This is a genomic window from Pseudolysinimonas sp. (assembly GCF_039912695.1).
GTDB lineage: Bacteria > Actinomycetota > Actinomycetes > Actinomycetales > Microbacteriaceae > Pseudolysinimonas_A.
Genome location: NZ_JBDSPJ010000021.1, coordinates 141,586 through 167,789 on the forward strand (window position 1 = coordinate 141,586; position 26,204 = coordinate 167,789).

At 65.2% G+C, this 26,204-nt stretch carries 27 protein-coding genes; 14 read left to right on the forward strand and 13 right to left on the reverse strand.

Going from position 1 to position 26,204, the window contains the following annotated elements; translation table 11 throughout:
- Nucleotides 1-19 precede the first annotated feature (19 nt).
- Together ABIR17_RS08090 and ABIR17_RS08095 are read right to left on the reverse strand one after the other, a co-directional pair.
- Nucleotides 20-241 carry a hypothetical protein gene (locus tag ABIR17_RS08090; RefSeq protein ID WP_348003864.1) on the reverse strand — a complete coding sequence of 74 codons (222 nt, stop codon included), beginning with the start codon at nt 239-241 and terminating at the stop codon, nt 20-22.
- 218 nt (nt 242-459) lie between these two features.
- Nucleotides 460-1,917, reverse strand: coding sequence for an MFS transporter (locus ABIR17_RS08095; RefSeq protein ID WP_348003865.1), 1,458 nt, complete (start codon nt 1,915-1,917; stop codon nt 460-462).
- Between the two features lie 236 nt (nt 1,918-2,153).
- Here ABIR17_RS08095 and dnaK point away from each other — a divergent pair, with 236 nt between their 5' ends.
- The 8 genes from dnaK to ABIR17_RS08135 all read left to right on the forward strand — a co-directional run bounded on the left by dnaK (nt 2,154) and on the right by ABIR17_RS08135 (nt 10,182).
- Nucleotides 2,154-4,043 carry a molecular chaperone DnaK gene (dnaK, locus tag ABIR17_RS08100; RefSeq protein ID WP_348003866.1) on the forward strand — a complete coding sequence of 630 codons (1,890 nt, stop codon included), beginning with the start codon at nt 2,154-2,156 and terminating at the stop codon, nt 4,041-4,043.
- Nucleotides 4,043-4,690, forward strand: coding sequence for a nucleotide exchange factor GrpE (locus ABIR17_RS08105; RefSeq protein ID WP_348003867.1), 648 nt, complete (start codon nt 4,043-4,045; stop codon nt 4,688-4,690). Before dnaK ends, ABIR17_RS08105 begins: the two co-directional genes overlap by 1 nt.
- A 54-nt stretch (nt 4,691-4,744) precedes the next feature.
- Nucleotides 4,745-5,728: a DnaJ C-terminal domain-containing protein gene (locus ABIR17_RS08110; protein ID WP_348003868.1), complete on the forward strand. Its 984-nt coding sequence runs from the start codon at nt 4,745-4,747 to the stop codon at nt 5,726-5,728.
- Nucleotides 5,725-6,186, forward strand: coding sequence for a MerR family transcriptional regulator (locus ABIR17_RS08115; RefSeq protein WP_348003869.1), 462 nt, complete (start codon nt 5,725-5,727; stop codon nt 6,184-6,186). The genes ABIR17_RS08110 and ABIR17_RS08115 overlap by 4 nt, the downstream gene beginning before the upstream one ends.
- A gap of 11 nt (nt 6,187-6,197) precedes the next feature.
- Nucleotides 6,198-8,354: an AAA family ATPase gene (locus tag ABIR17_RS08120; RefSeq protein ID WP_348003870.1), complete on the forward strand. Its 2,157-nt coding sequence runs from the start codon at nt 6,198-6,200 to the stop codon at nt 8,352-8,354.
- A 68-nt stretch (nt 8,355-8,422) separates the two neighbouring features.
- Complete coding sequence (locus ABIR17_RS08125) at nt 8,423-8,716, forward strand: hypothetical protein (RefSeq protein ID WP_348003871.1); 294 nt, start codon at nt 8,423-8,425, stop codon at nt 8,714-8,716.
- Complete coding sequence (locus ABIR17_RS08130; RefSeq protein WP_348003872.1) at nt 8,713-9,099, forward strand: type II toxin-antitoxin system VapC family toxin; 387 nt, start codon at nt 8,713-8,715, stop codon at nt 9,097-9,099. The genes ABIR17_RS08125 and ABIR17_RS08130 overlap by 4 nt, the downstream gene beginning before the upstream one ends.
- A gap of 18 nt (nt 9,100-9,117) precedes the next feature.
- Nucleotides 9,118-10,182: a zinc-binding dehydrogenase gene (locus ABIR17_RS08135; RefSeq protein ID WP_348003873.1), complete on the forward strand. Its 1,065-nt coding sequence runs from the start codon at nt 9,118-9,120 to the stop codon at nt 10,180-10,182.
- Here ABIR17_RS08135 and ABIR17_RS08140 read toward each other — a convergent pair.
- From ABIR17_RS08140 to ABIR17_RS08170, 7 genes are all read right to left on the reverse strand, one after another.
- Nucleotides 10,179-11,876: a long-chain-fatty-acid--CoA ligase gene (locus ABIR17_RS08140; protein ID WP_348003874.1), complete on the reverse strand. Its 1,698-nt coding sequence runs from the start codon at nt 11,874-11,876 to the stop codon at nt 10,179-10,181. The genes ABIR17_RS08135 and ABIR17_RS08140 overlap by 4 nt on opposite strands.
- A 31-nt stretch (nt 11,877-11,907) precedes the next feature.
- On the reverse strand, nt 11,908-12,960 hold the full coding sequence (locus ABIR17_RS08145; RefSeq protein WP_348003875.1) for a beta-eliminating lyase-related protein: 1,053 nt from the start codon (nt 12,958-12,960) through the stop codon (nt 11,908-11,910).
- Nucleotides 12,957-13,601 (reverse strand): methyltransferase domain-containing protein, encoded by a 645-nt coding sequence (locus ABIR17_RS08150; protein WP_348003876.1) that lies wholly within the window; start codon nt 13,599-13,601, stop codon nt 12,957-12,959. The genes ABIR17_RS08145 and ABIR17_RS08150 overlap by 4 nt, the downstream gene beginning before the upstream one ends.
- Nucleotides 13,602-13,606: 5 nt before the next feature.
- Nucleotides 13,607-14,698, reverse strand: coding sequence for an ABC transporter permease (locus ABIR17_RS08155; protein WP_348003877.1), 1,092 nt, complete (start codon nt 14,696-14,698; stop codon nt 13,607-13,609).
- Complete coding sequence (locus tag ABIR17_RS08160) at nt 14,695-15,576, reverse strand: ATP-binding cassette domain-containing protein (RefSeq protein ID WP_348003878.1); 882 nt, start codon at nt 15,574-15,576, stop codon at nt 14,695-14,697. The genes ABIR17_RS08155 and ABIR17_RS08160 overlap by 4 nt, the downstream gene beginning before the upstream one ends.
- Before the next feature lie 26 nt (nt 15,577-15,602).
- The gene (locus tag ABIR17_RS08165) at nt 15,603-16,961 is read right to left on the reverse strand and encodes a DUF6421 family protein (RefSeq protein ID WP_348003879.1); all 1,359 of its coding nucleotides are present in this window, start codon (nt 16,959-16,961) and stop codon (nt 15,603-15,605) included.
- Nucleotides 16,962-17,089: 128 nt separating this feature from the next.
- Nucleotides 17,090-17,929, reverse strand: coding sequence for an exodeoxyribonuclease III (locus tag ABIR17_RS08170; RefSeq protein WP_348003880.1), 840 nt, complete (start codon nt 17,927-17,929; stop codon nt 17,090-17,092).
- A gap of 31 nt (nt 17,930-17,960) precedes the next feature.
- Between ABIR17_RS08170 and pyrE the strand changes: the two genes are divergently transcribed.
- Nucleotides 17,961-18,515, forward strand: a complete 555-nt coding sequence (gene pyrE, locus ABIR17_RS08175) for an orotate phosphoribosyltransferase (protein WP_348003903.1) — start codon at nt 17,961-17,963, stop codon at nt 18,513-18,515.
- A complete protein-coding gene (locus ABIR17_RS08180; RefSeq protein WP_348003881.1) occupies nt 18,512-19,573 on the forward strand; it encodes a hypothetical protein in 1,062 nt (353 codons plus the stop codon). The genes pyrE and ABIR17_RS08180 overlap by 4 nt, the downstream gene beginning before the upstream one ends.
- A 1-nt stretch (nt 19,574) precedes the next feature.
- Here the strand turns inward: ABIR17_RS08180 and ABIR17_RS08185 are convergent, their stop codons facing one another.
- Nucleotides 19,575-20,423, reverse strand: coding sequence for a site-specific DNA-methyltransferase (locus ABIR17_RS08185; protein ID WP_348003882.1), 849 nt, complete (start codon nt 20,421-20,423; stop codon nt 19,575-19,577).
- Nucleotides 20,424-20,439: 16 nt separating this feature from the next.
- Nucleotides 20,440-21,219, reverse strand: a complete 780-nt coding sequence (locus ABIR17_RS08190; protein WP_348003883.1) for an HAD-IIA family hydrolase — start codon at nt 21,217-21,219, stop codon at nt 20,440-20,442.
- A gap of 132 nt (nt 21,220-21,351) precedes the next feature.
- Between ABIR17_RS08190 and ABIR17_RS08195 the strand changes: the two genes are divergently transcribed.
- From ABIR17_RS08195 to ABIR17_RS08210, 4 genes are read left to right on the forward strand one after another with little or no spacing between them, the layout of a single operon-like run.
- The gene (locus ABIR17_RS08195) at nt 21,352-22,470 is read left to right on the forward strand and encodes a Fic family protein (RefSeq protein ID WP_348003884.1); all 1,119 of its coding nucleotides are present in this window, start codon (nt 21,352-21,354) and stop codon (nt 22,468-22,470) included.
- A gap of 44 nt (nt 22,471-22,514) precedes the next feature.
- Nucleotides 22,515-23,153 carry an RNA methyltransferase gene (locus tag ABIR17_RS08200; protein WP_348003885.1) on the forward strand — a complete coding sequence of 213 codons (639 nt, stop codon included), beginning with the start codon at nt 22,515-22,517 and terminating at the stop codon, nt 23,151-23,153.
- Nucleotides 23,150-24,001 carry a pyridoxamine 5'-phosphate oxidase family protein gene (locus ABIR17_RS08205; RefSeq protein ID WP_348003886.1) on the forward strand — a complete coding sequence of 284 codons (852 nt, stop codon included), beginning with the start codon at nt 23,150-23,152 and terminating at the stop codon, nt 23,999-24,001. Before ABIR17_RS08200 ends, ABIR17_RS08205 begins: the two co-directional genes overlap by 4 nt.
- A gap of 42 nt (nt 24,002-24,043) precedes the next feature.
- The gene (locus ABIR17_RS08210; RefSeq protein WP_348003887.1) at nt 24,044-25,330 is read left to right on the forward strand and encodes an adenylosuccinate synthase; all 1,287 of its coding nucleotides are present in this window, start codon (nt 24,044-24,046) and stop codon (nt 25,328-25,330) included.
- A 19-nt stretch (nt 25,331-25,349) separates the two neighbouring features.
- Here the strand turns inward: ABIR17_RS08210 and ABIR17_RS08215 are convergent, their stop codons facing one another.
- Both ABIR17_RS08215 and ABIR17_RS08220 read right to left on the reverse strand, forming a co-directional pair.
- Nucleotides 25,350-25,757: a VOC family protein gene (locus tag ABIR17_RS08215; protein WP_348003888.1), complete on the reverse strand. Its 408-nt coding sequence runs from the start codon at nt 25,755-25,757 to the stop codon at nt 25,350-25,352.
- A gap of 10 nt (nt 25,758-25,767) precedes the next feature.
- On the reverse strand, nt 25,768-26,196 hold the full coding sequence (locus ABIR17_RS08220; RefSeq protein ID WP_348003889.1) for a helix-turn-helix transcriptional regulator: 429 nt from the start codon (nt 26,194-26,196) through the stop codon (nt 25,768-25,770).
- Nucleotides 26,197-26,204: the final 8 nt, after the last annotated feature.

Genomic DNA, 26,204 nt, shown 5'->3' on the forward strand with positions numbered 1-26,204 from the left:
CATCCCGCGATATCAGTGGTTACCACTCGTAGGAGTACGCCCACTTGCCGTCGTAGGGGCGCAGGTGGCAGCCCTCGGTGATGGTGGCTCCTTGCAGGCGCTTGCCGTAGGCAGACCAGGAGCAGTCGCTATAGGTGTTGAACCCCGTGAGGTACCAGGCGGACGCCGGTGCGGCAACGCCAAATACCAAGGCTCCTGCCGCGACAAACCCCGCCAACCCCAGCGCGAACTTCTTCTTCATTCCCGATTCCTCCCCTATCCGGTTGATATCTCGACGCTAGCATTTTCTTCACGCCCGACTGAGAAAAGAATGGGCGCAGAGCACCGATTCGCTGTCACGATCCTGTTGATCGCGACCGTCGTCAACGCCCTATGCGAGCGGTCCTTCAGGCAGCCGGTCGTCGACTTCACCCGCGACTCGCCGCGGTGAACGGATCGGGATGAGGAGCGCGAGCCCGCCTAGTCGAGCGCCCCGGGTAGTTCGCCCTTCGGGTGTGCCCGGAGGTCGGGCAGTTTCACCAGCAGGAGCAACACGAGGCCAACGACGAGCACGATCGCGATGCCGAGGACCCCGAAGATTGTGGATCCCGAGATCGCGATGAACAGCGTCCACATCGCCGGCGATAGGAACGACGCGACACGACCCGTCGTGGCATACAGGCCGAAGATCTCGCCCTGCAATCCGATCGGGGTGACTCGCGCGAGGAGTGAACGGCTCGCCGCCTGCGCCGGCCCGACGAATGCCGAAAGGACAAGTCCGCCAGCCCAGAAGACAACCTTGCCCGCGTCGTGGAAGGAGAAGACGACGATTGCCATCGCGACGAGTCCAATGAGCGCGAACACGATGACGGCCTTCGGGCCGAAGCGGTCGTCGGCGCGTCCGGCGAAGATGGTCGAGATGCCAGCGACGACGTTCGCGGCGATGCCGAAAATGAGCACCTCGGTATCCGAGAAGCCGAACGCCACTGACGCGAGAATGGCGCCGAAGGCGAAGACCCCCGCGAGACCGTCGCGGTAGATCGCACTCGCGAACAGGAACCAAAACGCCGGACGCGAGTTCTTGAACAGCCGAACGAGGTCTTTCACCAGGAGCACGTAGCCCTGGAAGAAGTTGACCTTGCGTCGAGAGGCGTCGGCAGAGGGAAGCCCCTCCGGAACGTTCACGAAGATTGGGATCGAGAAGATCACGGTCCACACCGCGCACCCGACTGCGATCAGCCGATAAGCAAGACCGTCGGAGATATCGATGCCGAACCAGTCCGCGAACTTCAGCGCAACGACAATGATGAGCGCGACAATGCCGCCGATGTAGCCGAGACCCCAGCCGAGACCGGAGACCTTGCCGATCGTCGCGCGGGTCGACACTTGGTGCAGCATCGCGTTGTAGTTGACACCGGCGATCTCGGAGATCACGGCACCGATGGCAAGGATCGCGGCGCCCGTCCAGAAGTACGTCGGGTCGGCGTGGATGAAGAAGAGCGCGAACTGCAACAGCGCAAGGATGCCGGTGAAGAGCATCAGCGCGCCCTTCTTGCGACCGGTGGCATCCGCGCGTTGCCCGAGCACCGGGGCGAGCAAGAAGATCAAGACCCCCGCAAGGGTCGTGACGAGCCCGTAGCCGCTCGCGAGGCTCGCGAGAGCCTGCTGCTTCACCGGATCGGTGTCGGCGAGCGCCGCGACATCCGCGGGCAGAAAGTTATCGGAGACGAGGTAGAGGGAGGCGAAGACGAAGGTCAGGATGACCGAGTTGAACGGCTGTGTCGCCCAGTCCCAGAAGGCCCAGGAGACGACCTGCTTGCGCGGAACGACCTTGCCGTCGTCGGGCTCGGAGTGCAGCGAGCCGAGCGGCCCGATGGACAAGGTGTTGGCGGTGGGCGGCGGCGTGGGAACGGAGTCGCCGGGCTTCGGATCGGTCATGGCGGGCACGCTACTTCCGTGAGGTGAACGCCCGGTATCCACGCTGATTCCGGGTCACGTGCAACCTACTCCGGAGGCGCTGACTGTGAGTTGAGTCGGGGACGCTCAACTTCTCTTGACAAAGCGGTCACTCGCGATGAAACTTGACACAACGCGACTCAAGGCTTCGACACGTCGGCTACGCCGACTGCTCAGCCACCGGGCCGCATCCACGAACTCAAGGAGCACAACCGAACATGGCACGCGCAGTCGGAATCGACCTCGGCACCACGAACTCCGTGGTGGCCGTGCTCGAAGGTGGAGAACCCACCGTCATCGCGAACGCCGAAGGCTTCCGCACGACCCCCTCGGTCGTCGCCTTCACGAAAGACGGCGAGGTGCTCGTCGGCGAGACCGCGAAGCGCCAGGCCGTCACCAACGTCGACCGCACCATCTCCAGTGTCAAGCGCCACATGGGCACCGACTGGAAGACCGACATCGACGGCAAGAAGTACACGCCGCAAGAGATCTCGGCCCGCATCCTGGCGAAGCTGAAGCGCGACGCCGAGCAGTACCTGGGCGAAGACGTGACGGATGCCGTCATCACCGTTCCAGCGTACTTTAACGACGCCGAGCGCCAGGCCACCAAAGAGGCCGGTGAGGTTGCCGGGCTCAACGTGCTGCGCATCATCAACGAGCCGACCGCGGCCGCGCTCGCCTACGGCCTCGATCGGGGCAAGGAAGACGAGCTCATCCTGGTCTTCGACCTCGGTGGCGGCACGTTCGACGTCTCGCTGCTCGAGGTGGGCAAAGACGACGACTTCTCCACCATCCAGGTGCGCTCGACCGCAGGCGACAACCGCCTCGGCGGCGACGACTGGGATCAGCGCATCGTCGAGTACTTGATCAAGAAGTTCAAGGAGACGACCGGGGTCGATGTCTCGAAGGACAAGATCGCGCTGCAGCGCCTCAAGGAAGCCGCGGAGCAGGCGAAGAAGGAACTCTCCTCCTCGACGACCGCGACCATCCAGTTGCCGTACCTCTCCCTGACCGAGAACGGCCCGGCGAACCTCGACGAGTCGATCACTCGGGCCCAGTTCGAGAAGATGACGGCCGACCTGCTTGACCGCACCAAGAAGCCGTTCCAGGACGTCATCAAGGAAGCCGGCATCAAGGTCGCCGACATCTCGCACGTCGTGCTGGTCGGTGGTTCGACCCGCATGCCCGCCGTCGCAGAGTTGGTCAAGAAGGAGCTGGGCGGCCGGGATCCCAACAAGGGCGTCAACCCGGACGAGGTGGTCGCCGTCGGCGCCGCCCTCCAGGCCGGCGTGCTGAAGGGCGAGCGCAAAGACATCCTGCTGATCGACGTCACCCCCCTGAGCCTCGGGATCGAGACCAAGGGCGGCATCATGACGAAGCTCATCGAGCGCAATACCGCCATCCCGACCAAGCGCAGCGAGACGTTCACGACCGCCGACGACAACCAGCCGTCGGTCGCGATCCAGGTCTTCCAGGGCGAACGCGAGTTCACCCGCGACAACAAGCCGCTGGGCACCTTCGAGCTCACAGGCATCGCTCCGGCCCCCCGTGGCGTGCCGCAGATTGAGGTCACCTTCGACATCGACGCGAACGGCATCGTGCACGTCTCGGCGAAGGACAAGGGAACCAGCAAGGAGCAGTCGATGACGATCACCGGCGGCTCGTCGCTGCCTAAGGAAGACATCGAGCGCATGGTTCGCGAAGCCGAAGAGCACGCAGCCGAAGACAAGGTGCGGCGCGAGTCGGCGGAGGTTCGCAACAGCGCCGAGCAACTCGTGTACTCGATCGACAAACTGATCAAGGAGAACGACGACAAGCTGCCGGATGACGTCAAGACCGAGGTTCAGGGCGACGTCGATGCGCTGAAGACGGCACTGCAGGGCGAGGATGACGACGTCGTGAAGTCGGCGTTCGACAAATTGAACGCCAGTCAGACCAAACTGGGTGAAGCGATCTACTCTGCTGCCACTCCGGAGCCCGAGGAGTCGGGTGCCGGGTCGGCTGCGGCGGGCGAGGCGACTGACGAAGACATCGTTGACGCCGAGATCGTCGAAGACGATGACGCCAAGCCCGATGACACGAAGCCCGACGAGCCCAAGAAGAAGTAATGGCTGACCAGGACGAAGACGAGCCCAAGATCAACAACAAGCGCAAGATCGACCCCGAAACCGGGGAGGCGCGTACGGATGAGTCGGTCACCGAACCGGTGACCGACTCGGACGAACCCGCGATCGACGAAGCGCCCGACGGCGGGGAAGACATCCCCCTGATTCAGGCCGAGGGGCCCGATTCGGAGTTCTCGGACGAAGACCTTGAACTGCTGGCATCGGCCGAACGCGATCTGGTCGGGGAGTACCGGGAGCGCGCAGCACGCGCGGAAGCGGAGTTGAAAAACTTCCGCACCCGCGTCGAACGTGATCGTCAGGCGAACCGCGACGCGGTCATTGCCGAAGTCATCCGCTCGCTGTTGCCCGCGATCGACGACCTCGATCGGGCCGAAGCTCATGGTGATCTCACCGAGGGCGGCCCGCTCGCGATCGTGGCGCAGAAGATCAGGGCCGCTTTCCAGAAGTACGGCCTGACTCAGGTGGGCGCAAAGGGCGAACGGTTCGACCCGAAGCTGCACGACGCGGTCGTCCGGCTGCCGAGTTCGGACGTGAAGTTCGACACCATCGCCGATGTCATCGAGACCGGTTACCAGATCGGCGATCGCCTCATCCGCGCCGCCAAGGTCGCCGTCTCCTCCCCCGAATAGCGCCGTCCCACCCCGCGTCCCCGACGCATCGCACGAGTAGGAATCCGAGGACGAATGGCCAGTCAGGACTGGTTCGACAAGGACTTTTACGCCGTGCTCGGCGTCGCTAAGGATGTCGCTGCGCCCGACCTCAAGAAGACCTACCGCAAGCTCGCGCGGCAGCATCATCCCGACTCAAATGCCGGGGATGCGAAAGCCGAGGCGCGCTTCAAAGAGATCAGCGAGGCCTACGCGGTGCTCTCGGATCCCGAGCTGCGCACCGAGTACGACCAGATTCGCGCGATGGGGTCAGGTGCACGATTCACCTCGCCGGGTGCTGGCGGCGCGGGCGGCAACGCCGGCTTCGAAGACATCTTTCGCGGCTTCGGTCGCGGTGGCCGGGCGACGGCGAGTGACTTCGACGACATCCTCGGCGGAATGTTCGGTGGCGGCAGCGGCCGGTTCGGTCAGACGTCGGGCGGCTTCGGCGGATTCGGCGGCCCGACCAAGGGCGGCGACATCACCGCGAACACGACCCTCGACTTTCTGACCGCGATCCGTGGTGACACGGTCGGCCTCAAGATGCAGGATGGGCGCGAGGTCAAGGTCAAGGTTCCGGCCGGGGTCGCCGACGGCCAGAAGATCCGCCTCAAGGGCAAGGGTCAGCCGAGCCCCGACGGTGGCGAAGCCGGAGACCTGGTCATCACGGTGAGTGTGCGCCCGCATCCCGTGTTCGAGCGCGATGTGCTCAATCTTCGCCTCGAAGTTCCGGTCACCTTTGCCGAGGCGGCGCTCGGCGCAACGATCGAGGTGCCGACGCTCGAGGGTGACGTTGTGAAGTTGCGGGTCGCGGCCGGCACCCCGAGCGGCCGAGTTTTGCGCGTGAAGGGTCGTGGCGTCACGACGTCGAAAGGCACCGGCGACCTGCTCGCCGAGGTCGTCATTGCGGTGCCCGACAACCTCCCGACTCCCGCAATCGACGCACTTGAGGCGTTTGCGAAGTTGGCTCCCCAGAACCCCCGCGACGAGTTGCTCGCCCGGGCTCGCGGCGGGCGATGAGTGCCATGCCTCACGTTTCGGGAGGCTCAGGAGAGCGCCTCGACGAGAACAGCCCTCTGTTTGCGATCGCGGTCGCGGCCGAACTCAGCGGCATGCACCCGCAGACGCTGAGGCAGTACGACAAGGTCGGGCTGGTCAGTCCGCGACGAACCCCGGGGCAATCGCGCCGCTACTCGATGCGGGATGTTGTGCAACTCCGCGAAATCGCGCGGCTCTCGGCAGAGGGACTCAACCTCGAGGGCATCCGGCGCATCCTCGAGTTGGAAAACCAGGTATCCGGGCTTGCGATCAGGGTCCGCGAACTCGAACATGCGCTCGCCGAGGAGCTGCTCAACCGCCCAGGACGGCGTGTGTTCGCCGCCGGATCTGAGGGGGATGTCATCCCGCTGCGGGCGGGAACACGCACCAAGAAGCCGACCTCGATTGTTGTCTGGCGACCGTTCGGCGCGCGGGACTAGGGGGAGACGGATTGGCGAATATGCAAGGGGCTCCGAGCAGCCAGGAGGAGCAGAAGACTCCGCTCGAGCAGTACGGCATCAACCTCACCGAAATCGCGCGCGCCGGAAAACTTGATCCGGTCATCGGGCGTGACTCTGAGATCCGTCGCATCAGCCAGGTGCTGACCCGCCGCACCAAGAACAACCCGGTGCTCATCGGGGAACCCGGCGTCGGCAAGACCGCGGTCGTCGAGGGGCTGGCTCAGCGCATCGTCGCGGGAGATGTCGCCGACTCCCTCAAGGGCAAACAGCTCATCTCGCTCGACCTCGCAGCCCTCGTCGCGGGCGCGAAGTACCGCGGCGAGTTTGAGGAGCGGCTCAAAGCGGTTCTCAAGCAGATCACCGAGTCCGACGGTCAGATCATCACCTTCATCGACGAACTGCACTCCCTGATGGGAGCAGGCGGCGGCGAAGGCTCGGTCGCGGCGGCGAACATGCTCAAGCCGATGCTCGCCCGTGGTGAGCTGCGCCTGATCGGCGCAACGACGCTCGATGAGTACCGCCAGTACATCGAGAAGGATGCCGCGCTTGAGCGCCGCTTCCAGCAGGTCTACGTGGGCGAGCCGTCGGTCGAAGACACGATCGCCATCCTGCGCGGACTCAAGGAGCGGTACGAAGCCCACCACAAGGTGACGATCGCCGACAGCGCGCTCGTCGCCGCGGCATCCCTCTCCAATCGTTACATCACGGCCCGTCAGCTTCCCGACAAGGCAATCGACCTGATCGACGAGGCGGCGAGCCGACTCAAGATGGAAATCGACTCCAACCCGGTCGAAATCGACGAACTCAAGCGCGCCGTCGACCGCTTGCGCATCGAAGAGCTGGCCCTCAAGAAGGAGAAGGACGACGCCTCGAAAGCGCGGCTCGCGAAATTGCGCGAAGACCTGGTCGGCAAAGAGAGCCAGCTCGATTCTCTGCAGACCCGCTGGCAGGCCGAGAAAGCGTCGCTGCATTCGATCGGCGACCTGAAGACCCAGCTCAGCGAGGCGACGATCGCGCTCGAGAAGGCGCTACGCGAAAGCGACCTCGAGAAGGCGTCGAAGCTCAAGTACGGCGCGATCCCGGGCATCGAGCAGCGGCTCGCCGCGGCCGAGCAAGCCGAGCCCACCGGGCCGCGGATGGTCAACGACCAGGTGACCGATGAAGACATCGCGTCGGTCGTCGCGGCCTGGACCGGCATCCCGGTCGACAAGCTCAAGCAGGGCGAGACCGAGAAGCTGCTGCACCTCGAGGCGGAACTCGGCAAGCGTCTGATCGGGCAGCGGGATGCCGTGCGTTCGGTCGCCGACGCCGTGCGGCGCACCCGGGCAGGCATCTCCGACCCCGATCGTCCGACCGGCTCGTTCCTGTTCCTCGGCCCGACCGGTGTCGGCAAGACCGAACTCGCGAAGGCGCTCGCTGAGTACCTCTTCGACGACGAGAAGGCGCTCGTGCGCATCGACATGTCGGAGTACGGCGAGAAGTTCTCGGTCTCGCGGCTCGTCGGCGCCCCTCCCGGGTACGTCGGCTACGAGCAGGGCGGGCAGCTGACCGAAGCTGTGCGGCGTCGGCCGTACTCGGTGATCCTCCTCGACGAGGTCGAGAAGGCGCATCCCGAAGTGTTCGATCTTCTGCTGCAGGTGCTCGACGACGGGCGGCTGACCGACGGCCAGGGTCGAACGGTCGACTTCCGCAACACGATCCTGATCCTGACCTCGAACCTCGGCTCGCAGTTTCTGGTCGACTCGAAGCTGTCGCGGGAGCAGAAACAGGATGCCGTGCTCGACCTCGTGCGTCAGGCGTTCAAGCCGGAGTTCGTCAACCGCCTCGACGACATCGTGGTGTTTTCGCAACTCACCGAAGAAGACCTCGGGCAGATTGTCTCGCTCTATATCGATCGACTCGAACGAAGGCTCGCCGAGCGCCGCTTGCAGCTCGCAGTCACCCCTGACGCTCGGGCGTGGCTCGCGGTGCGAGGCTACGACCCGACCTACGGAGCGCGTCCGCTTCGTCGACTCATGCAGCACGAGATCGATGACAGGCTCGCCCGGGCGCTGCTCGGCGGCGATATCCGTGACGGCGATACGGTGCGGGTCGATCTCGACGGCGAAGGACTGGGAGTCTCGCGACAGGCGACTGCCGCGGTCTAATCCGGTGAGCCACCCGGTGGCGCGAGGCACCCACAAGAGCATGTGGTGATGCATGCTAAAATGCATGCATGGTCGCCATCCAGATCCGAGATGTTCCTGAAAGGGTTCGGGACGCCTTGGCTCAAGAAGCTGAACGTCGCGGCACGTCCCTCCAGTTCTTTCTGGCCGAGGTGCTACGTCGAGAGGCGGCGTCGGCAGCGAATCTGGCGTGGCTCGAGGACGTGCGTCGTCGACCCCCTCGGATCGCGGAGGGGGTCGACATCTCAGAATTGATTCGCGAAGGGCGCGCAGAACGTGACCGTCAGATCCTTGGCGCGATCGGCATTTCCGCCGTCGAGGCTGTCCGCGGCGAGCCCGGGTGATCGTTCTTGACGCCTCGGCGTGGCTCGAGGTCACCCTCGGCACAGCATCCGCAGTCGTGACAGATCGGTTGGCTCGCGATCCCCACTGGGTCGTGCCAGAACACTTTCGAGTCGAGGTGCTCAATGCGCTCCGGGGGGCTCGCCGTCGCGGGGTCATCGACGACGCAGAGTTTCGCCACCAGGCAGACGTTCTTATCGCTCGCGAATTCGACGTCTGGCCAACCGTTCCGTTAGTTCCGCGAATTGTTGAATTGGCTGACAACGCGACCTCTTACGATGCGGCATACGTGGCACTCGCCGAAGACCTAGGGGCGATGCTCGTCACGGCCGACCGCAAGTTCGCGGGTATCCCGGACATTCGCTGCACTCTGGTCGGCATCTAGCGGGCTTACCGTGGGAGTGTGCACGCGACTCTCATCTACGGCGACCACGATATCCGCGCCGAAGAAGTTCCCGACCCGATTCTGCTGACCGGCGATGACGCGATCGTTCGCGTGGTCGCGGCGTGCGTCTGCGGTTCCGACCTGTGGCCGTATCGCGGCGTCGACGCGGTTCGCGCCCCGCGACGGATCGGGCACGAATTCGTGGGCGTTGTCGAGCAGATCGGGCCGAAGGTGTCGAAGATCGCCGTCGGGGACTTCGTGATTGCACCGTTCTACTACTGCGACATGACCTGCGCGAACTGTCTCTACGGCTATTCGGCGTACTGCCTGAACGGTGGATTCTGGGGCACTGACGATCGGCAAGGCGCGTTCGCCGATGGCGGTCAGGGCGAACTGGTGCGCGTGCCGATGGCCGACGGCACGCTGGTCGCGACCCCCGGCATCCCGGATGCAGCTCTCATCCCCGACCTGCTCGCGCTCTCGGATGTCATGGGCACCGGCCACCACGCAGCTCTCTCTGCAGGAGTCGGCAGGGGCGACACGGTTGTGGTCGTGGGTGACGGCGCGGTGGGACTCTGCGGAGTGCTGGCCGCGACCCGATTGGGAGCCGGTCGGGTGATCGCGATGTCGCGCACCCCGCAGCGTCAGCAGCTGGCCCGCGACTTCGGGGCGACCGACATCGTCGAGGAACGTGGGGATGAGGGCGTCGAGCGCATCCGCGAACTCACCGGCGGAATCGGGGCGGATCGCGTGCTCGAATGCGTCGGCACCGAGGAGGCGATGGATCAGTCGCTGCGCGTCGCACGAGTCGGCGGGCAGGTCGGGTTCGTCGGCGTGCCGCACGGCGCTGACCTTAGGATCGGCCGTCTGTTCCGCAGCAACGTCGGCCTGCGCGGCGGCGTCGCGTCAGTTCGAAACACTATGCCGGAACTACTGCCCGAGGTGCTCGACGGACGCCTGCGCCCCGGCCGCGTCTTCGACCTCGAGCTGCCTCTCGCCGAGGTTCCCGAGGCGTACCGCGCGATGGATGAGCGCCGCGCGACGAAGGTGCTGCTGCGCCCTGAGGCCCCGCTCAGCCGTTAAGACTTTGGCGTGGTGTCGCCTTCGATGATGGAGTCGCGAACCTTCTTGCGCAGCACCTTGCCGATCAGGGACTTGGGCAGTTCCTTCACGAACACGACGCGCTTGGGCACCTTGTACGGCGTCAGGGTCTCGCGCGCGAAGGAGCGCAGCGCATCCGGGTCGACGGTGACGCCCGGGGCGGCCACGACAGCGGCCACGACCTCTTCTTCGCCATCGGACTGCGGGATGCCGACGATCGCGATGTCGGCGACCCCGGCGAAATCGCGCAGAGCATCTTCGACCTCGCTCGGCGCGACCTTGAAGCCGCCGACGATGATCATCTCTTTGATGCGGTCAACGATCTTGACGAAGCCGTCGGCGTCGATTTGAACGATGTCGCCGGTCTTGAACCAGTCGCCGTCGAACACAGCGGCGGTCTCTTCCGGCTTCTTCCAGTAGCCGCTCATCACCTGCGGTCCGCGCACCCAGAGTTCGCCGGGCTCGCCGGTTGCGGCATCCTTTCCGGTCTCCGGATCGACCACCCGCACTTCGGTGTTCGGCAGCGGCAAGCCGACGGTGCCAGCTTTGCGGCTCGTGGCAACCGGGTTCGCCATCAGCACGGGGCTGGTCTCGCTCAGGCCGTAGCCCTCGACGAGGTAGCCGTGAGTCTCGGCCTCCCACGGTTCGACGACCTTGGCCGACAGCGGCATCGCGCCGGAGATCGAGATCGTGATGCCGTCGAGGCTCACGCCCTTCTCTTGGGCCGCAAGGGTCAGACGTTCAATGATCGGTGGCACGGCGGGCAGGAAGGTCGGCGGGCGCTTCTTGATGACCGGCAGCACCAGGTCGGGATCGAAGCGCGGAAACATCACCAGGCGAGCGCCCATGCTCATCGCGAAAGTCAGGCACAGCGTGAGTCCGTAGGCGTGAAACAGCGGCAGGACCGCGTAGACGACGGAGGTGCCGCGCTTGACGTCGGGCACCCAGGCTCGAGCCTGCGCCGCATTCACGCCGAGGTTCAGATGGGTGAGGGTCGCACCCTTGGGGTGACCCGTCGTGCCGGAGGTGTATTGGATGAGGGCGACATCCCCCACGGCCGGCCCGGGCACCTCGGGCGCGAGGGGTACGTCGGCGAACACCTTCTCCCACGGGGTCGTTCCCGACACTCTGGTGGTCAACGCGGTACGACTCTCGCGGGCGCGTTTGATGGGCAGCCGCAGCAAAGCGCGGGTCGCGAACGGCATGGCACGCGTCATGTCGACCGACACGATGTGGTCGACCGCGACGTCGGCGGGGAAAGCCTGGATGGTCGCGACCACCTTGTCCCAGGCGATGACGACCTTCGCGCCGTGATCTTCAAACTGGTGGCGCAACTCACGCGGCGTGTAGAGCGGATTGTGCTCGATCACGATCGCGCCAAGACGCAGGATGGCGTAGAAAGCTGCGACGTGCTGAGGGCAGTTTGGCAAAACGATGGCGACAGTGTCGCCCCTCTTGACGCCGAGGCGACGCAGGCCCTCGGCCGCGCGTTCGATCTGATCGCCTAGCTCGGCGTACGTCGTTGTGCGTCCGAAGAATTCCAGCGCGACGTTGTCGGGGTAGTTCGTGACCGACTCGGCAATGAGATCGGCCAGCGATGTCGTGGGCAGCTCAATCTCGTGAGGCACCCCCGGAGCGTAGGAGTCGAGCCAGGGCCGTTTCGCATCGGTAGTCACAGTCCTAAGCCTGTCACCTCCCGAGGTCGACTCAGGAGAGTTCGGCGCGGATGACCTCGACGAACGCGTCGACATCAGCTTCCGTGGTGTCCCAAGCCGTCATCCACCGCACCTCGCCGGACGCGCGGTCCCAGTCATAGAAGCGCACCTTCTCGCGGATGCGGTCGGCCGCCGCGTTGTCGAGCACGGCGAAGACGGCGTTGGCCTGGGTCTCTTGGCTGTAGCTGAGTCCGGGCAGGGTGAGATCGTCGAGAGCCGCGCGCAGCCGCGTGGCCATCGCGTTGGCGTGACCCGCGGCGGCGAGCCCGAGTCCTCCCTCGAAAAGTGCCAGCAGTTGCGCCGACATGAAGCGCATCTTGCTCGAGAGCTGCATGGTCGTCTTGCGCAGGAAGATCAGCCCCTCAACCCGTGCCGGATCAAGCACCACGACCGCCTCGGCGGCGATCAGCCCGTTCTTGGTCCCGCCGAAACTCAGGATGTCGACGCCAGCATCCGACGTGAATGCAGCGAACGGCACGCCCAAGGCGGCGGCCGCGTTCCAGACGCGGGCGCCATCCATGTGCAGCGCCATGCCGTTCGCGTGTGCGTAGTCCGCGATCGCCCGCACCTCGGCCGGCGTGTACAGAGTGCCCAGCTCCGTGGTCTGGGTGATGCTCACGGCGAGGGGTTGGGCGCGGTGCTCGTCTCCCCAGCCCCATGCCTCAGTAGCGATCAGGTCGGGGGTGAGCTTGCCATCCGGAGTCGGCACCACAAAGAGTTTGAGCCCCATCACCTTCTCGGGTGCGCCGCCCTCGTCGCTGTGGATGTGCGCGGTCTTCGTCGCGACGACGGCGCCCCAACGCGGCACGAGGGAGGTGAGGGCGACCACGTTGGCTCCGGTGCCGTTGAACACCGGGAAGACCTCGGCCTGCGCGCCGAACTGCTCGCGCATCACCTCATGAAGACGCTCGGTGTAGAGGTCTTCGCCGTAGGAGATCTGATGTCCGCCGTTAGCCTCGGCGATCGCGGTGATCACTTCGGGGTGAACCCCGGCGTAGTTGTCGGAGGCGAAGCCTCGCCAGTTCGGGTCGTGGAGCGTGGTCACGTTCCCATCGTGCCACCGGTGGCCGGGCCCGACGCGCGCGCGATGACGAACAGCCAGGTTTCTCGAGATCCCGCGATTCGCTCGATCACGATGTCAGTCCAGCCCGCGGCCTCGAGCTCTGCCCGCACATCGTCGATCTGCCAATACGTGAAGAAGCGCGGCTGGTCGATTTTGGTGGTCGACCAGCCCGATCCGTCACCTTCCTTCAGCGTGATGCCGAGCGTTCCGGTCGGCTCGACGGCCGCCCGACAGGCGCGGAGGGCGCGAGCGAAGTCGATCCGATCGAGGTGCAGCAGCACCGCATCCGCCAGAATCCCGCGGTAGGGGCCGCCGAGTGGATCGCTGCGTACATCGAGGGTGAGCGCGTCGTGACCCGCCGCACGAAGCCGTTCGACGAAGGCGGGAGTTGCATCACTGAGAGTCACGTGGATGCCGAGCCCCGCGAGATACTCGGCATCCCACCCCGGCCCGCTGCCCAGCTCGAGTACCGGGCCTCCGCGCGTCAGACGGGCGAACTCATCGAGGTACCCCGTGAGCGCGGCGCTCGGGCGTCGGCTGCGCTCGAGGTAGACAGCTGCCGCGTCCTGGTAGGAGGCGATGGTGATGTCGGTGGCGTCGTGCTCACCTGGCTCAGCGCTCACTTGTCTCAGCGGGCAAGCGCTTCGCGCCACGACACTCGGGCGCCGAGCTTGAGCAGCGAGCGTTCGTAGATGCGCGCCCCGACCCGGATGACCAACAGCGTTGTGAGCGCAAGAAGCGCGAGGGAAAGGAGGGGCTCCCACCACTGGGCAGTGCCGAGGAACACCCGCAGCGGCATCGCGATCGGCGCCGAGAACGGCACGTAGGACATCACCGTGACCACGAGGGGGTTGTCGTTGAAGAAGATCACCAGGAAGTACGGGATCATCACCAGCATCGTCACGGGAGTGGTTGTCGATCCGATGTCTTCCTGGCGCGACACCAGGGCGCCGGTGGCCGCAAAGAGCGAGGCGAGCAACACGAAGCCGACCACGAAGAAGACGCCGAACCAGGCGACTGCCGGTCCCAGGTCGGGAATCAGCGAGAGCTGTCCCGTGATCGCGGCCCCGGCCACACCGAGCAGAGCGATGAGCAGAATCTGAGCGATGGCCAAGATCGAGGTGCCGACAATCTTGCCGGTCAGCAGAGCTCGGGTGGGGATTGCGGCGAGCAGAATCTCGATGACCCGGGTCGACTTCTCTTCGACCACCGACTGCGCGATCGTCATCCCGAACGTCATTGCCGAGACGAAGAACACGATCCCGAAGCCAAACGCGACGAGGTAACTCAGAAACGGGTTGACGGCGTTCGAGTCGAGCAGTTCGACCGGCGGGGCGACGCTCAGAAGCTGGATCAGTTCCGTCGGCACCTTTTTGTCGCCGAGCACCTCGATTCCGAGCGGCGGCCTCGCGTCGGGCACGATCGCGGCCTCGACGTCGCCCGAGCGCACCAGCGCCTCGGCGGCCGCGCGGTCGGCGACAGGAACCATGACGATGCCGGGCATGTTGCCGACATTCGCTCCCGATACGACGGCGACCCGCAGCTCGGAGGGGTTCGCCGCCGAGAGTCCCCCGATGATGATCGACGCGAGCACAATCGCCAGCAGGATGCCGGTCGAGACCAGGAACGCGACGCTACGCAATCGCATCGTGATCTCTCGAGCGGCAACCAGGCGCACGATCCGGGCGGACCCCATGCCGGAACTCTTGGTCACGTTCATCGCACGATCTCCCGGTAGATGTCAGCAAGCGTCGGATTCTGGCGCCCGAAGTCGGTGACGGCACCCCGGGCGAGGGCTGCAGCGAGCACCTTTTGAACGGTCTCGGCGGTGTCGGCGTCGAACAGCACGCCGTCGGCAGAGCGGTCGGCGATCGTGACGCCGGGGAAGGCATCCAGCCAGTTCGTGTCGTTGGCCACGAGTCGGTAGCGCAGCGACGCGTGCTGGGCCTGAAGGTCGGCGCGGGGGCCGGCCGCCCGGATACGGCCGTCGGCGATGATCACCAGGTCATCGCAGAGACGCTCGACGATGTCGAGCTGGTGGCTCGAGAACAACACCGGAACTCCGCGCGCGGCACGCTCACGCAGCACGTCGACGACGGTCTCCACCCCCATCGGATCGAGGCCCGAGAAAGGCTCGTCCAGCACGAGCACGGCAGGATCGTGCACCAGCGCGGCGGCGATCTGCGCACGCTGTTGGTTACCCAGCGAAAGTTTTTCGAGAGGGTCGTTCTCCCGCTCGCCAAGCCCGAGCCGCCCGAGTAGTTCCCGCGCGTTGGTGCGAGCCGCATCAGGGTCGAGTCCGTGGAGGCGTGCGAGGTAGACCAGTTGCTCGAGCAACCGCATCTTCGGGTAGAGGCCGCGCTCCTCCGGCATGTAACCGAAGCCGCGGCGGTCTCCCGAACCGAGGTGCTTCCCGTCGAGAGTCACATCACCCGAATCGGGCTCGAGCACCCCGAGGATGATGCGCATCGTCGTGGTCTTGCCGGCACCGTTGCCGCCGACGAACCCTGTCATCCGCCCCTCGATCACGTCGAACGAGACGTCCTCGAGAACCTGTCGCGTGCCGAAGCGCTTGCCAACTCCCCGAATCTGCAGCATCACCCCAGGCTACGTCGTACTCGGCCCTACGCAGCAGTACCCGTGATGCCCTTCGTAGATTCGATGACGTCGCCCATCTTCTTGCTGAGCGCTTCGTAGAACATCGACAGCGGGAACTCGTCGTCGAGCACGGCATCCGTCATCCCGCGTGGGGGGCCGGTAAGGATGTCGTCGGAGAGCCCGCGGGCCCAGTGCGATGCGGGATGCGGGTCGAGCACCGAACGCACCAGGTCGTACGCGGCGAGCCAATGTGCGGTCTTCGGGCGGTCGATGCTGCGCCAGTAGAGGTCGTTGATCGCGTCGGACAGCTGAACCACGACATCCGGAACATCGGCCCAGTCGATTGCTAGTTGGGTGTCGGTCCAGTGCAGCACGTTGTGCTGGTGCAACCAGGCGAACAGCAACTGGCCGCCGAGGCCGTCGTAGTTGCGGGTGCGGTCGCCGGTGAGCGGAAAGCGGAACATCCGGTCGAACAGGATGGCGTACTGCACCAGGGCGGCGTGCTCGCGGGTGACGTCATCCGTGTCTTCGGCCCTGACCAACTTCACGGCCTCGCGGAATGCGGTCAGGTCGCAGCGCAACTCTTCGAGCGAGTAGAGAAAGTACGGCATCCGCTGCTTGATCATGAACGGATCGAAGGGCAGGTCGCCGCGCATGTGGGTGCGGTCGTGGATGAGGTCCCACATCACGAAAGTTTCTTCGGCCAGCTTCTGGTCGGCGAGCAAGCGTTGCGCGTCGTCGGGGAGGTCGAGCTTCGTGATCGCGGCTGCCGCGAGGGTCACCCGGCGGAATCGTGCGGCTTCACGATCGGCGAAGATCGCGCCCCAGGTGAACGCTGGGATCTCGCGCATGGCGACAGTTTCCGGAAACAGCACGGCGGAGTTGGTGTCGTAACCCGTCGTGAAGTCGAGAAACCGGATCGGCACGAACAACGCATTCGTGTAGGTCTGCTCGAGTGCGCCGATGAACTCAGGCCAGACGACCTCGATCAGAACGGCCTCGACGAGCCGGTCGGTGCTGCCGTTCTGGGTGTACATCGGGAAGATCACGAGGTGCCGGAGGCCGTTCTCGCGGTGACGCTCGGGATGAAACGCAACGAGGGAGTCGTAGAAATCCGGGATGCCGAACCCTTCGGCCTGCCAGCGCTCGAAGTCGGCACTCACAAGATTCAGGTAGTCCGCGTCAAAAGGGAACAGATCGGACAGTTTTTCGACGTTCGCCCTGATTCTTGTGACCAGTCCGCCGGCTTCGGCATGGCTCGCGGAGTCCGGGATGCTGCCGTCGTGAATCTGCAGCGGCTGAAGCGCGGCGACCGCGGCCTTCAGGTCGAGCCAGGCTGGGGACGCGACGACGTCGTCGACCGTCGGGGCGGGGATCATCGTCATGTATCGAGCCTAGGAAGGACGCTTCCGGAAAGGGTTGCGAGTGGCGCACGATCGTTGCGTGGATGCCATTTCGACAGCCGAGGACGTGCGTCGAGCGCTCGCCGACGCTTCGAATCCGGCGGATCGGGTCAGTAGAACATCGGCCGATCGTCGTCGTCAGCGTCGGCAGGCTGCAGATCGAGGTCGACGACCACGGGCACGTGGTCGCTCGGGGCGTCGCCCTTGCGTTCATCCCGATGAATTTTCGCTCCGGTGACTGCCGCCGCGAACGACGGGGAGCCGAGCACGAAGTCGATGCGCAGCCCTTCGTTGCGTGGAAACCGCAGTTGCTGGTAGTCCCAGTAGGTGTAGCCGGTAGGGATCAGCGGGCGCACGACATCCGTCAGTCCTGCGTCGAGAAGAGCAGCGAAGGCCGCACGCTCGGGGGGCGAGATGTGGGTCGACAACCCGGGGATGAGCGTGGGGTCGCCGACATCCGAGTCCAGCGGCGCGATGTTGAAGTCACCCGTCAGAGCGAGTGGTTCGGCCGACGAAGCCCAGCTCTTCGTAGCGGCGGTCAACTTCGCGAGCCAGTCGAGTTTGTAGAGGTAGTGCGGATCCGCGAGCCCGCGGCCATTCGGCACATAGAGCGACCACACCCGCAGACCACCCGTCGTCGCGCCAATCGCGCGGGCTTCGATGGGGGCATCGGGACCCTCGACATCTTTGGCGAACCCCGGCATCCCGGGAAATCCCACCTCGACGTCGTCGAGAGGATGCCGGCTCGCGATCGCGACCCCGTTCCACTGGTTGAGCCCATGCAGTGCGATCTCGTACCCGGCATCTTCGAATGCCTGCATCGGAAACTGTGCGGCCGTGCACTTGATCTCTTGCATCGCGAGCACGTCGACGCTCTCACGCACCAGGAAGTCGGTGATTCGGGCAACCCGGCTGCGCGCCGAGTTGACATTCCAAGTGGCCAGGCGCATGACACATAGTCTTGTGCCTGTGACCGTGCCTGTGAACGACGCTCGGGATGCGCTCATCCGCTCCATCACCGACGGAGCCGTCTTCCATGGCGACTTCACGCTGACCAGCGGCAAGAAAGCCACCTATTACATCGACCTGCGCAAGGTCAGCCTCGACGGCCGGGTCGCCCCGCTCATCGGTGAGGTGATGGTCGACCTGATCGCCGACATCCCGAATGTGGATGCCGTAGGCGGGCTGACCATGGGAGCTGACCCGATCGCGGCCGCGGTACTCCATCGCGGAGCGGCGATCGGGCGGCGCTACGACGCATTCGTCGTGCGCAAGGAGCCGAAGGATCACGGTCGGGGTCGCCAAGTCGAAGGGCCCGACCTCGCGGGTCGTCGCGTCGTCGTGCTCGAAGACACCTCCACCACCGGCGGCTCGCCACTCAAGGCGATCGAGGCGTTGCTCAAAGTCGGCGCTGAGATCGCGGCCGTGGCCGTCGTCGTCGACCGCGACACCGGGGCGAAGGAAGTGATCGAGGCCGCCGGCTATCCCTACTACGCCGCCATCTCGCTTCAGGATCTGGGGCTTGAGAAGCAATGAATCCCGACACGGGTGAAAACGCCGAGGATTGGTTCGCGAAGTTCGAGCGGGAGGCACGCGAAGCGGCCGCTGCTGGTGCGCCGGCACAGCCGGTGCAGCCGACCGAACCCGCCGTGCCGCTGGTTGAACCGCCCGCGCTGGTCAACCCGTTCGATCCGATCGGGGTCCCGCAGTTTGAGCCCGCGCCGCATCCGACGACTCCGAGCTGGGAGCCCATGGCGACCCAGGCGATGTCGATCGAGCCTGAGCCGACGCACCTGAATCCGGTCGCTGAACCGACTCAGGCGCTCGTGCCGATGCCGCTCCGACCGCCGACCGTTGAGTCGGACTCGGCGCTCGACTCGCTGTTCAGTGACACCGCCTTTCGCGAGTACCAGCCCGGTCCCGATCCCAACGAAGCTCCCTTCGCCCGGCGGCCATCGAAAGAGGTGGTTCGTGTTGCGGGTGGTGACGGGGGAGAACCGCCCCCACCGCACGGACTCGGCACCCTGCAACGTGTGCTCATCGGCGTCGGCGGCGGGCTCCTCGCCGTCATCGCGCTCATCGCGCTCTTTCTCGTCGGCACCCGGTTGACCGATCTGCTGGGACCCGCGCCGGCCGTCGCGACGCCGACTCCGACTCCCACGCCGAGCATGACCGCCCTGCCGATTGGGCCGGTCGAACCCGGAACCTACGCCTGGGACGAGTTGGCGGGCGGCGAGTGCCTTGAGCCCTACGTTGACGCCTGGCAGGAGGAGTACACGGTCGTGGACTGTGCCGATCCGCACGCAGCACAGATGGTCTACCGTGCCTGGTTCCCCGAGTCGCTTCCGGATTCTCCCGACAAGACCTTCCCCGGAGCCGATGCTCTGAAGACCCAAATCACTCTGCTCTGCTCGGCTCCCGGCATCATCGATCTCGCGGCTGCGGGCGTCTACACCGACGCGCAAATCCAGGGTGCCTACCCCGTGACGAAGGAGGAGTGGAAGGCCGACCCGTCGTACTACTGCTTCATCAGTCGCTCGTCGGGTGACGCGATGACCGGTTCGGTCGCGGTTCCGCCGGCGACGAACGGCTGACCTACAGTTCGACGAATCGCGCGTCGGGCAACCGGGTTCGCATGACCGCGACAGCATCCGGGTTTTCGTCGACGAGCAGAAAACGACGACCGAGGGATGCGGCAACGGCACCCGTCGTTCCCGATCCGGCGAACAGGTCGAGCACCGAGTCACCGGGAGCGCTCGACGCCTGCACGATTCTGCGCAGGATGCCTTCCGGCTTCTGCGTCGGGTAACCGGTGCGCTCGCGGCCGTTCGTCGGCACGATCGTGTGCCACCACACATCCGTCGGCAGTTTGCCTCGCTCGACCTTCTCGATCGTCACGAGCCCCGGCGCCATATACGGCTCACGGTCAACTGACGTCGAGTCGAAGAAGTACCGGTCGGGGTTCTTCACGTAGACCAGGATCGTGTCGTGCTTCGCCGGCCAGCGCCGGGTCGACTTGGCGCCGTAGTCGTAGGCCCAAATGATTTCGTTGAGAAAGCACTCCCGGCCAAACAGCCCATCTAGGGCGACCTTCGCGTAGTGCGACTCCCGGTAGTCGAGGTGCAGGTAGAGCGTGCCCTGGTCGTCGAGGAGGCGGTGGGCTTCGCGCAGTCGCGGTTCGAGAAAGGCCCAGTAGTCCTCGAAGGTGTCGTTGTACTGCGACACCGTGCCGCTCTCCCGGAGGTAACCGTGACCGCCGAAGCCGGCCCGGCCTGCCTCGTCGCGGGTCGCCGTGACCCGTTGGTGGCGCTGCGTGCGGCCCGTGTTGAACGGGGGGTCGAGGTAGATCAGGCGGAACGCGCCATCCGGGATGCCGGCGGTGACCGCCAGGTTGTCGCCGAGCACGACGGTGTCGGGGTCGTCGTCTCTCCAGGTCCAGGCCATGCCCGGAGGTTAACAGTTACGAACGGTCGACGAGTTCGTGCACTCCCGTGAGGATCTCGTCGGGGCGGAACGGGTAGCGCTCGATCTCCGCAGCATCCGATATGCCGGTCAGCACGAGCACGGTGTGCAGGCCCGCCTCGATGCCGGCGACGATGTCGGTGTCCATCCGGTCGCCGATCATCCCGGTGTTCTCACTGTGTGCGCCGATGCGGTTCATCGCCGACCGGAACATCATCGGGTTCGGCTTGCCGACCACGTACGGCTCCTTGCCGGTGGCTTTGGTGATGAGTGCCGAGACGGCGCCGGTGGCGGGCAGCACGCCATCCGCGCTGGGCCCGGTGGCATCCGGATTCGTCGCGATGAAGCGCGAGCCCGCGTTGATCAGCCGGATCGCGCGGGTGATCGCCTCGAACGAGTAGTTGCGGGTCTCGCCGACGACGACGTAGTCGGGTTCGGTGTCGGTCATGATGAAGCCCACTTCGTGCAGCGCATTCGTGATGCCGGCCTCACCGATCACGAAGGCCGAGCCGCCCGGAATCTGCGAGGCACAGAAGTCGGCCGTGGCCAGGGCTGAGGTCCAGATGCTCTTCTCGGGCACGTCGAGCCCCGACGCGCGCAGCCGGGCGGCGAGGTCACGCGGCGTGAAGATCGAGTTGTTGGTCAGCACCAGGAACGGGATGTCGCGGTCCCGCCACTGTTTGATCAGGTCGGCCGCACCGGGCAGCGGGGTGTTCTCGTGCACCAGCACGCCGTCCATGTCGGTGAGCCAGCACTCGATATCTCCGCGTTCACGCATGGCCCCATGCTAGGGAGACTCTGCGCCACCAACTTTGCCGTTCATGTAAAGCCGCGGGGTACGTACTCGTGACGTGTAAAAAATATAGGGATTTTTTTACACGTCACGCGGAAGTGTTACTAGACTTTGCATATGGCCTGGATTGCAAGCGAGCCTTACAACGACCTCCCGCCGCTGCCACCCGACGTCGAAGTCGAGACGCGCGAGGTCCTGAAGGCGACCATTGAGGCTCGCGCTGCACTTGCCGCTCTCGATCAGGCAGCGCGAAGGATCACAAATCCGACGGTTCTGATCAACGCGATCCCGCTCCTCGAGGCGCAGGCAAGCTCGGAAATCGAGAACATCGTCACCACCACCGACGAGCTCTTTCGGTACGCGCATGATGAAGCCTCCGCGACTAACCCCGCGACCAAGGAAACGCTGAGCTACCGCAGCGCTCTCTTCGCAGGTGTGAGGCTCATTCAGTCGCGACCGCTTTCAGCGACGACCGCTTCGGAGATTTGTACGGCAGTCAAGAGCCGCGAGATGTCAGTTCGTCGGCTGCCCGGGACGTTCATCGGCAACCCCGTGACCCAAGCGGCGATCTACACACCGCCGATTGGCGAGGCGCGCATCCGCGAGAAGCTCAGTGACTGGGAAAAGTACATCCACGCTCGCAATGGCATTGATCCTCTCGTCGTCATGGCTCTCGCGCACTACCAGTTTGAAGCCATCCACCCGTTCGAGGATGGCAACGGGCGTACGGGCCGAATCCTCAATGTGCTCATGCTGATGAGCGCTGGACTGATCGAGCAGCCCATTCTTTACCTCTCGCGTTACATCATCGAAAACAAGGATGAGTACTACCGGCTCTTGCTCGCCGTGACGCGTGACGGCGCTTGGACGGACTGGATCCTCTTCGTCATCGAAGGCATTCGGCAGACAGCGGCGTCGACGGTGATCAAGATCGACAAGATCCAGTCGCTTCAGGACCGGATGCTCGACGCGATCAGGCAAGCGACGGGAGGGGCAAATGCCGACTTGCTCGCAGTCCTGTTCGAACAGCCGTACTGTCGCATCGCCAACGTGATTGATCAGTGCAAGGTGTCGCGTCCAACCGCGACGAATTGGCTGAACGCGTTGGTGAAGACGGGGTCTCTGCTCGACATGCGTCGCGGTCGCGAGCGGCTGTTCATCAATACCGCGCTACTCGATCTGCTCGTCCGTGCCGATTCCGTGGTCATCGCCGAGGCCGACCCGACACTTTTCTAGCGAGGTCGAGCAGCCGACGTCCACCCCGACATAAGGTCATGCTCGTGAAAGACGAGTTCCTCAGACGCGAGATCGGAGTCGGGCCGTGGCCCGGTGGCCGCGATGCGTGGCCGACCGATGAGCGCTACGACCCCGAGTTGCTCGAACACGGTGACACCCGCAATGTCGTGGATGTCTACCGCTACTGGTCGATGGAGGCGATCGTCGCCGACCTCGATTCTCGTCGCTACCCGTTCCATGTCGCGATCGAGAACTGGCAACACGACATGAACATCGGCTCGATCGTGCGCACCGCAAACGCCTTCCTCGCCGAGGCCGTGCACATCGTCGGCAACCGGCGCTGGAACCGTCGCGGCGCCATGGTGACCGACCGCTACCAACACATCGTCGAGCATCCCGATGTTGCCGATCTCGTCGCCTGGGCGCGGGAACGCGACCTACCCATCGTCGCGGTCGACAACATCGAAGGGTCGGTGGATATTGTCACCGCCGAGCTTCCCGAACGCTGCGTGCTGCTCTTCGGGCAAGAAGGACCGGGTTTGACCGCCGAGGCGCTCGCCGCCGCTGACCTGGTAGTCGAAATCGCCCAGTTCGGGTCGACTCGCTCGATCAACGCGGGAGCTGCGGCCGCGATCGTGATGCATGAATGGGTCCGCAGGTACGTGCGACACAATGAGGCATGAGCGAAGGCAGACGAGGACTCCGCGGACGGGTCCGTGAGGCGCTCGATTCCTCCGCCGACCTCGACCCGGCCGACATCCGGGTTGACGCGACCGGCGGCGTCATCGTTCTGCACGGTTCCGTTCGCACGCATGCCGAGCGGCTGGCCGCCCACGCGATCTCGGTGACGCTCGACGGCGTGGAGGTCGTCGACAATCGACTGTCGGTGAAGGCGGGAACGCGCGGGGCCGAACTCGGCGACGACGAGGTCGCCACAGCGGTGCGTGCCGCGCTCGTGGCCACCGGGATTTCGCTGACCGAGGTGGTATCGACCTCCGTCCAACACGTCGTTACGCTCCGAGGGCGGGTTGCGACGACGGCGGCACGCCGCTCGCTGCATCACGCGGCAGCCGAAGTCTCTGGAGTCGACTTCGTGATCGACAACCTCGAGGTGGATGCCGACCGAGCCGAGGTCGCCCGCGGTGGCGACGCGCTCGACGACACCGAGATCTGGCGGCTGTTGAGTCGACAGGAGGTCGGCAGACTCGCGATGCGTCGTGACACAGGGGTCGACATCTTTCCGGTGAACTACCTCGTTGGCCGGAACGCGCTCTACTTCCGCAGTGGGCCCGGCGCCAAACTCGAGCTCCTGACGGCACATCCCGAGGTTGCCTTCGAAACCGACGGCGGTCGCGGCGCGACCCGGTGGAGCGTCGTCATCCGCGGGCGGGTACAGCGTCTCGACTCGGATGTTGAGATCGAGTCATCGGGCGTGACCCGGATCGCGACCTGGGACCCGAGCGAGAAGCTCAACTACCTGCGTCTTGACCCCGACACGATCAGCGGTCGCCGGTTCACTCATCCTCGATAGGATGGGGTGTAATCCCTCCGTTACTTTCTAGGGAGTCCCCGCATGCCCGCAATCGTGATCGTCGGCGCCCAGTGGGGCGACGAAGGCAAGGGCAAGGCCACCGACCTGCTCAGCAGTCGGCTTGACTACGTCGTCAAGTTCAACGGCGGCAACAACGCCGGCCACACCGTCGTGATCGGCACCGAGAAGTACGCCCTGCACCTGCTGCCCTCCGGCATCCTGACGCCCGGGGTCATCCCGGTCATCTCGAATGGCGTCGTCATCGACCTCGACGTGCTGTTCGAGGAACTCGATGCACTCACGGCACGCGGGGTGGATGTCTCGCGGCTTCTGGTCAGCGCGAACGCGCACGTGATCACCTCCTACCACCGCACCCTCGACAAGGTCACGGAGCGGTTCCTCGGCAAGCGGCAGATCGGCACGACCGGTCGCGGCATCGGGCCGGCGTACGCCGACAAGATCAACCGGGTCGGCATCCGCATCCAAGACCTGTTCGACGAGAACATCCTGCGCCAGAAGGTGGAGGGCGCGATCGGCCAGAAGAATCACCTTCTGGTGAAGATCTACAACCGTCGTGCGGTCACCGTCGATGAGGTCGTCGCCGAACTGCTCAAGCACGCAGAGCGCCTGCGGCCGATGGTCGCCGACACGGCTCTCGTGCTGCATCAGGCACTGGATGCCGGCAAGACCGTGCTGTTCGAAGGCGGCCAGGCCACGATGCTCGACATCGATCACGGCACCTACCCGTTTGTGACATCCTCGTCGGCGACTGCGGGTGGAGCGGCGACCGGCTCAGGCGTCGCGCCGGCTCGCCTCGAGCGGATCATCGGCATCGTCAAGGCGTACACGACCCGCGTCGGATCGGGCCCCTTTCCCACCGAGCTGTTCGACGAGATGGGCGAGTTCCTGCGGGCCACGGGGCACGAGTTTGGCACCACGACAGGGCGCCCGCGCCGCGTGGGTTGGTACGACGCCCCGATCGCGCGCTACGCCTCACGCATCAACGGCGTCACCGATTTCGTGCTGACGAAGCTCGACATTCTGACCGGCCTGGCCACCATTCCGGTCTGCGTCGCCTACGACGTCGATGGCGTTCGGTTTGAGGAAGTGCCGGTCAACCAGAGCGACTTCCACCACGCCGTTCCGATCTACCAGGAGTTCCCCGGCTGGACCGAAGACATCACCGGTGCCCGTACCTTCGGCGATCTGCCGAAGAACGCGCAGGACTACGTGATCGCTCTCGAGGGGATGTCAGGGTCGCGGATCTCGGCGATTGGGGTCGGGCCAGAACGCGACGCGATCGTCGTACGGCACGACCTGCTCGGTTAGCCGCTAAGCCGCTAAGCCGCTAAGCCGGTTGGGCGATGCGGATCATGTTGCCAGCCGGGTCTCGGAAGGCGCAGTCTTTGACGCCCCAGCCCTGATCCATCGGCTCCTGCAGCACCTCGCCGGTGCCCGACGACCGTGCGCGCTCGAAGGCGGCGTCGACGTCGTCGGTGCGCAGCACGATCGGACCGAAGGCGCCCTTGGCGACGAGGGCGAGCATCTCGTCACCCTCCTGCTGTGACCGGCCCGCGTGCGGTTCGCTGAGCACGATCTGCGCATTTGGGTCGTCGGGTGAGGCCATCGTGACCCAGCGATATGAGCCGTTGGGAACATCCATCACAACGGTGAAGCCGAGGGCGTCACGGTAGAAGGCGACGCTCGCGTCGACGTCGGGGGCGCTGACCGGAAAGTGCGAGATCGAGATCGTCATGACCGCCACGTTACGGGCGGGATGCCGGGGCCGCTTCTCGATTCCTGCTCGGTCGCGCTCCGGTCATGACGGTCTTCGGGGGGAGCAGTGCGTGGCCGGAATGGTCGCCCGTGCGATATGCGGTGGGCGTCATGCCGACGATCTCGGTGAACCGGGCGCTGAACGAGCCGAGCGACGTACACCCGACGGCGAGGCAGACGTCGGTCACCGAGAGGTCGCCGCGGCGCAGCAGGTCTTGCGCTCGCTCGATGCGGCGGGTCATCAGGTAGCCGTACGGAGTCTCACCGTAGGCAGCCCGAAATTTGCGAGCGAAATGGGAGGGTGACATGAGCGCCTTCTGCGCCATCGCCGGAACGTCGAGGGGCTGGGCGTATTCGCGGTCGATGTAGTCGCGCGCTCGGCGCAGGTGCGCGAGGTCGGCTAGCTCATCCGGCGTCATGTCGAATC

Coding starts and splice junctions, on each gene's coding strand:
- dnaK (WP_348003866.1), top strand. CDS start 2,154: ATGGCACGCGCAGTCGGAATCGACCTCGGCACCACGAACTCCGTGGTG.
- ABIR17_RS08185 (WP_348003882.1), bottom strand. CDS start 20,423: ATGGCCTGGACCTGGAGAGACGACGACCCCGACACCGTCGTGCTCGGC.
- ABIR17_RS08220 (WP_348003889.1), bottom strand. CDS start 26,196: ATGACGCCGGATGAGCTAGCCGACCTCGCGCACCTGCGCCGAGCGCGC.
- ABIR17_RS08165 (WP_348003879.1), bottom strand. CDS start 16,961: ATGACGATGATCCCCGCCCCGACGGTCGACGACGTCGTCGCGTCCCCA.
- ABIR17_RS08095 (WP_348003865.1), bottom strand. CDS start 1,917: ATGACCGATCCGAAGCCCGGCGACTCCGTTCCCACGCCGCCGCCCACC.
- ABIR17_RS08215 (WP_348003888.1), bottom strand. CDS start 25,757: ATGACGATCTCGATCTCGCACTTTCCGGTCAGCGCCCCCGACGTCGAC.
- ABIR17_RS08125 (WP_348003871.1), top strand. CDS start 8,423: ATGGTCGCCATCCAGATCCGAGATGTTCCTGAAAGGGTTCGGGACGCC.
- ABIR17_RS08090 (WP_348003864.1), bottom strand. CDS start 241: ATGAAGAAGAAGTTCGCGCTGGGGTTGGCGGGGTTTGTCGCGGCAGGA.
- ABIR17_RS08170 (WP_348003880.1), bottom strand. CDS start 17,929: ATGCGCCTGGCCACTTGGAATGTCAACTCGGCGCGCAGCCGGGTTGCC.
- ABIR17_RS08180 (WP_348003881.1), top strand. CDS start 18,512: ATGAATCCCGACACGGGTGAAAACGCCGAGGATTGGTTCGCGAAGTTC.
- ABIR17_RS08115 (WP_348003869.1), top strand. CDS start 5,725: ATGAGTGCCATGCCTCACGTTTCGGGAGGCTCAGGAGAGCGCCTCGAC.
- ABIR17_RS08110 (WP_348003868.1), top strand. CDS start 4,745: ATGGCCAGTCAGGACTGGTTCGACAAGGACTTTTACGCCGTGCTCGGC.
- ABIR17_RS08155 (WP_348003877.1), bottom strand. CDS start 14,698: ATGAACGTGACCAAGAGTTCCGGCATGGGGTCCGCCCGGATCGTGCGC.
- ABIR17_RS08205 (WP_348003886.1), top strand. CDS start 23,150: ATGAGCGAAGGCAGACGAGGACTCCGCGGACGGGTCCGTGAGGCGCTC.
- ABIR17_RS08190 (WP_348003883.1), bottom strand. CDS start 21,219: ATGCGTGAACGCGGAGATATCGAGTGCTGGCTCACCGACATGGACGGC.
- ABIR17_RS08195 (WP_348003884.1), top strand. CDS start 21,352: ATGGCCTGGATTGCAAGCGAGCCTTACAACGACCTCCCGCCGCTGCCA.
- ABIR17_RS08210 (WP_348003887.1), top strand. CDS start 24,044: ATGCCCGCAATCGTGATCGTCGGCGCCCAGTGGGGCGACGAAGGCAAG.
- ABIR17_RS08105 (WP_348003867.1), top strand. CDS start 4,043: ATGGCTGACCAGGACGAAGACGAGCCCAAGATCAACAACAAGCGCAAG.
- ABIR17_RS08160 (WP_348003878.1), bottom strand. CDS start 15,576: ATGCTGCAGATTCGGGGAGTTGGCAAGCGCTTCGGCACGCGACAGGTT.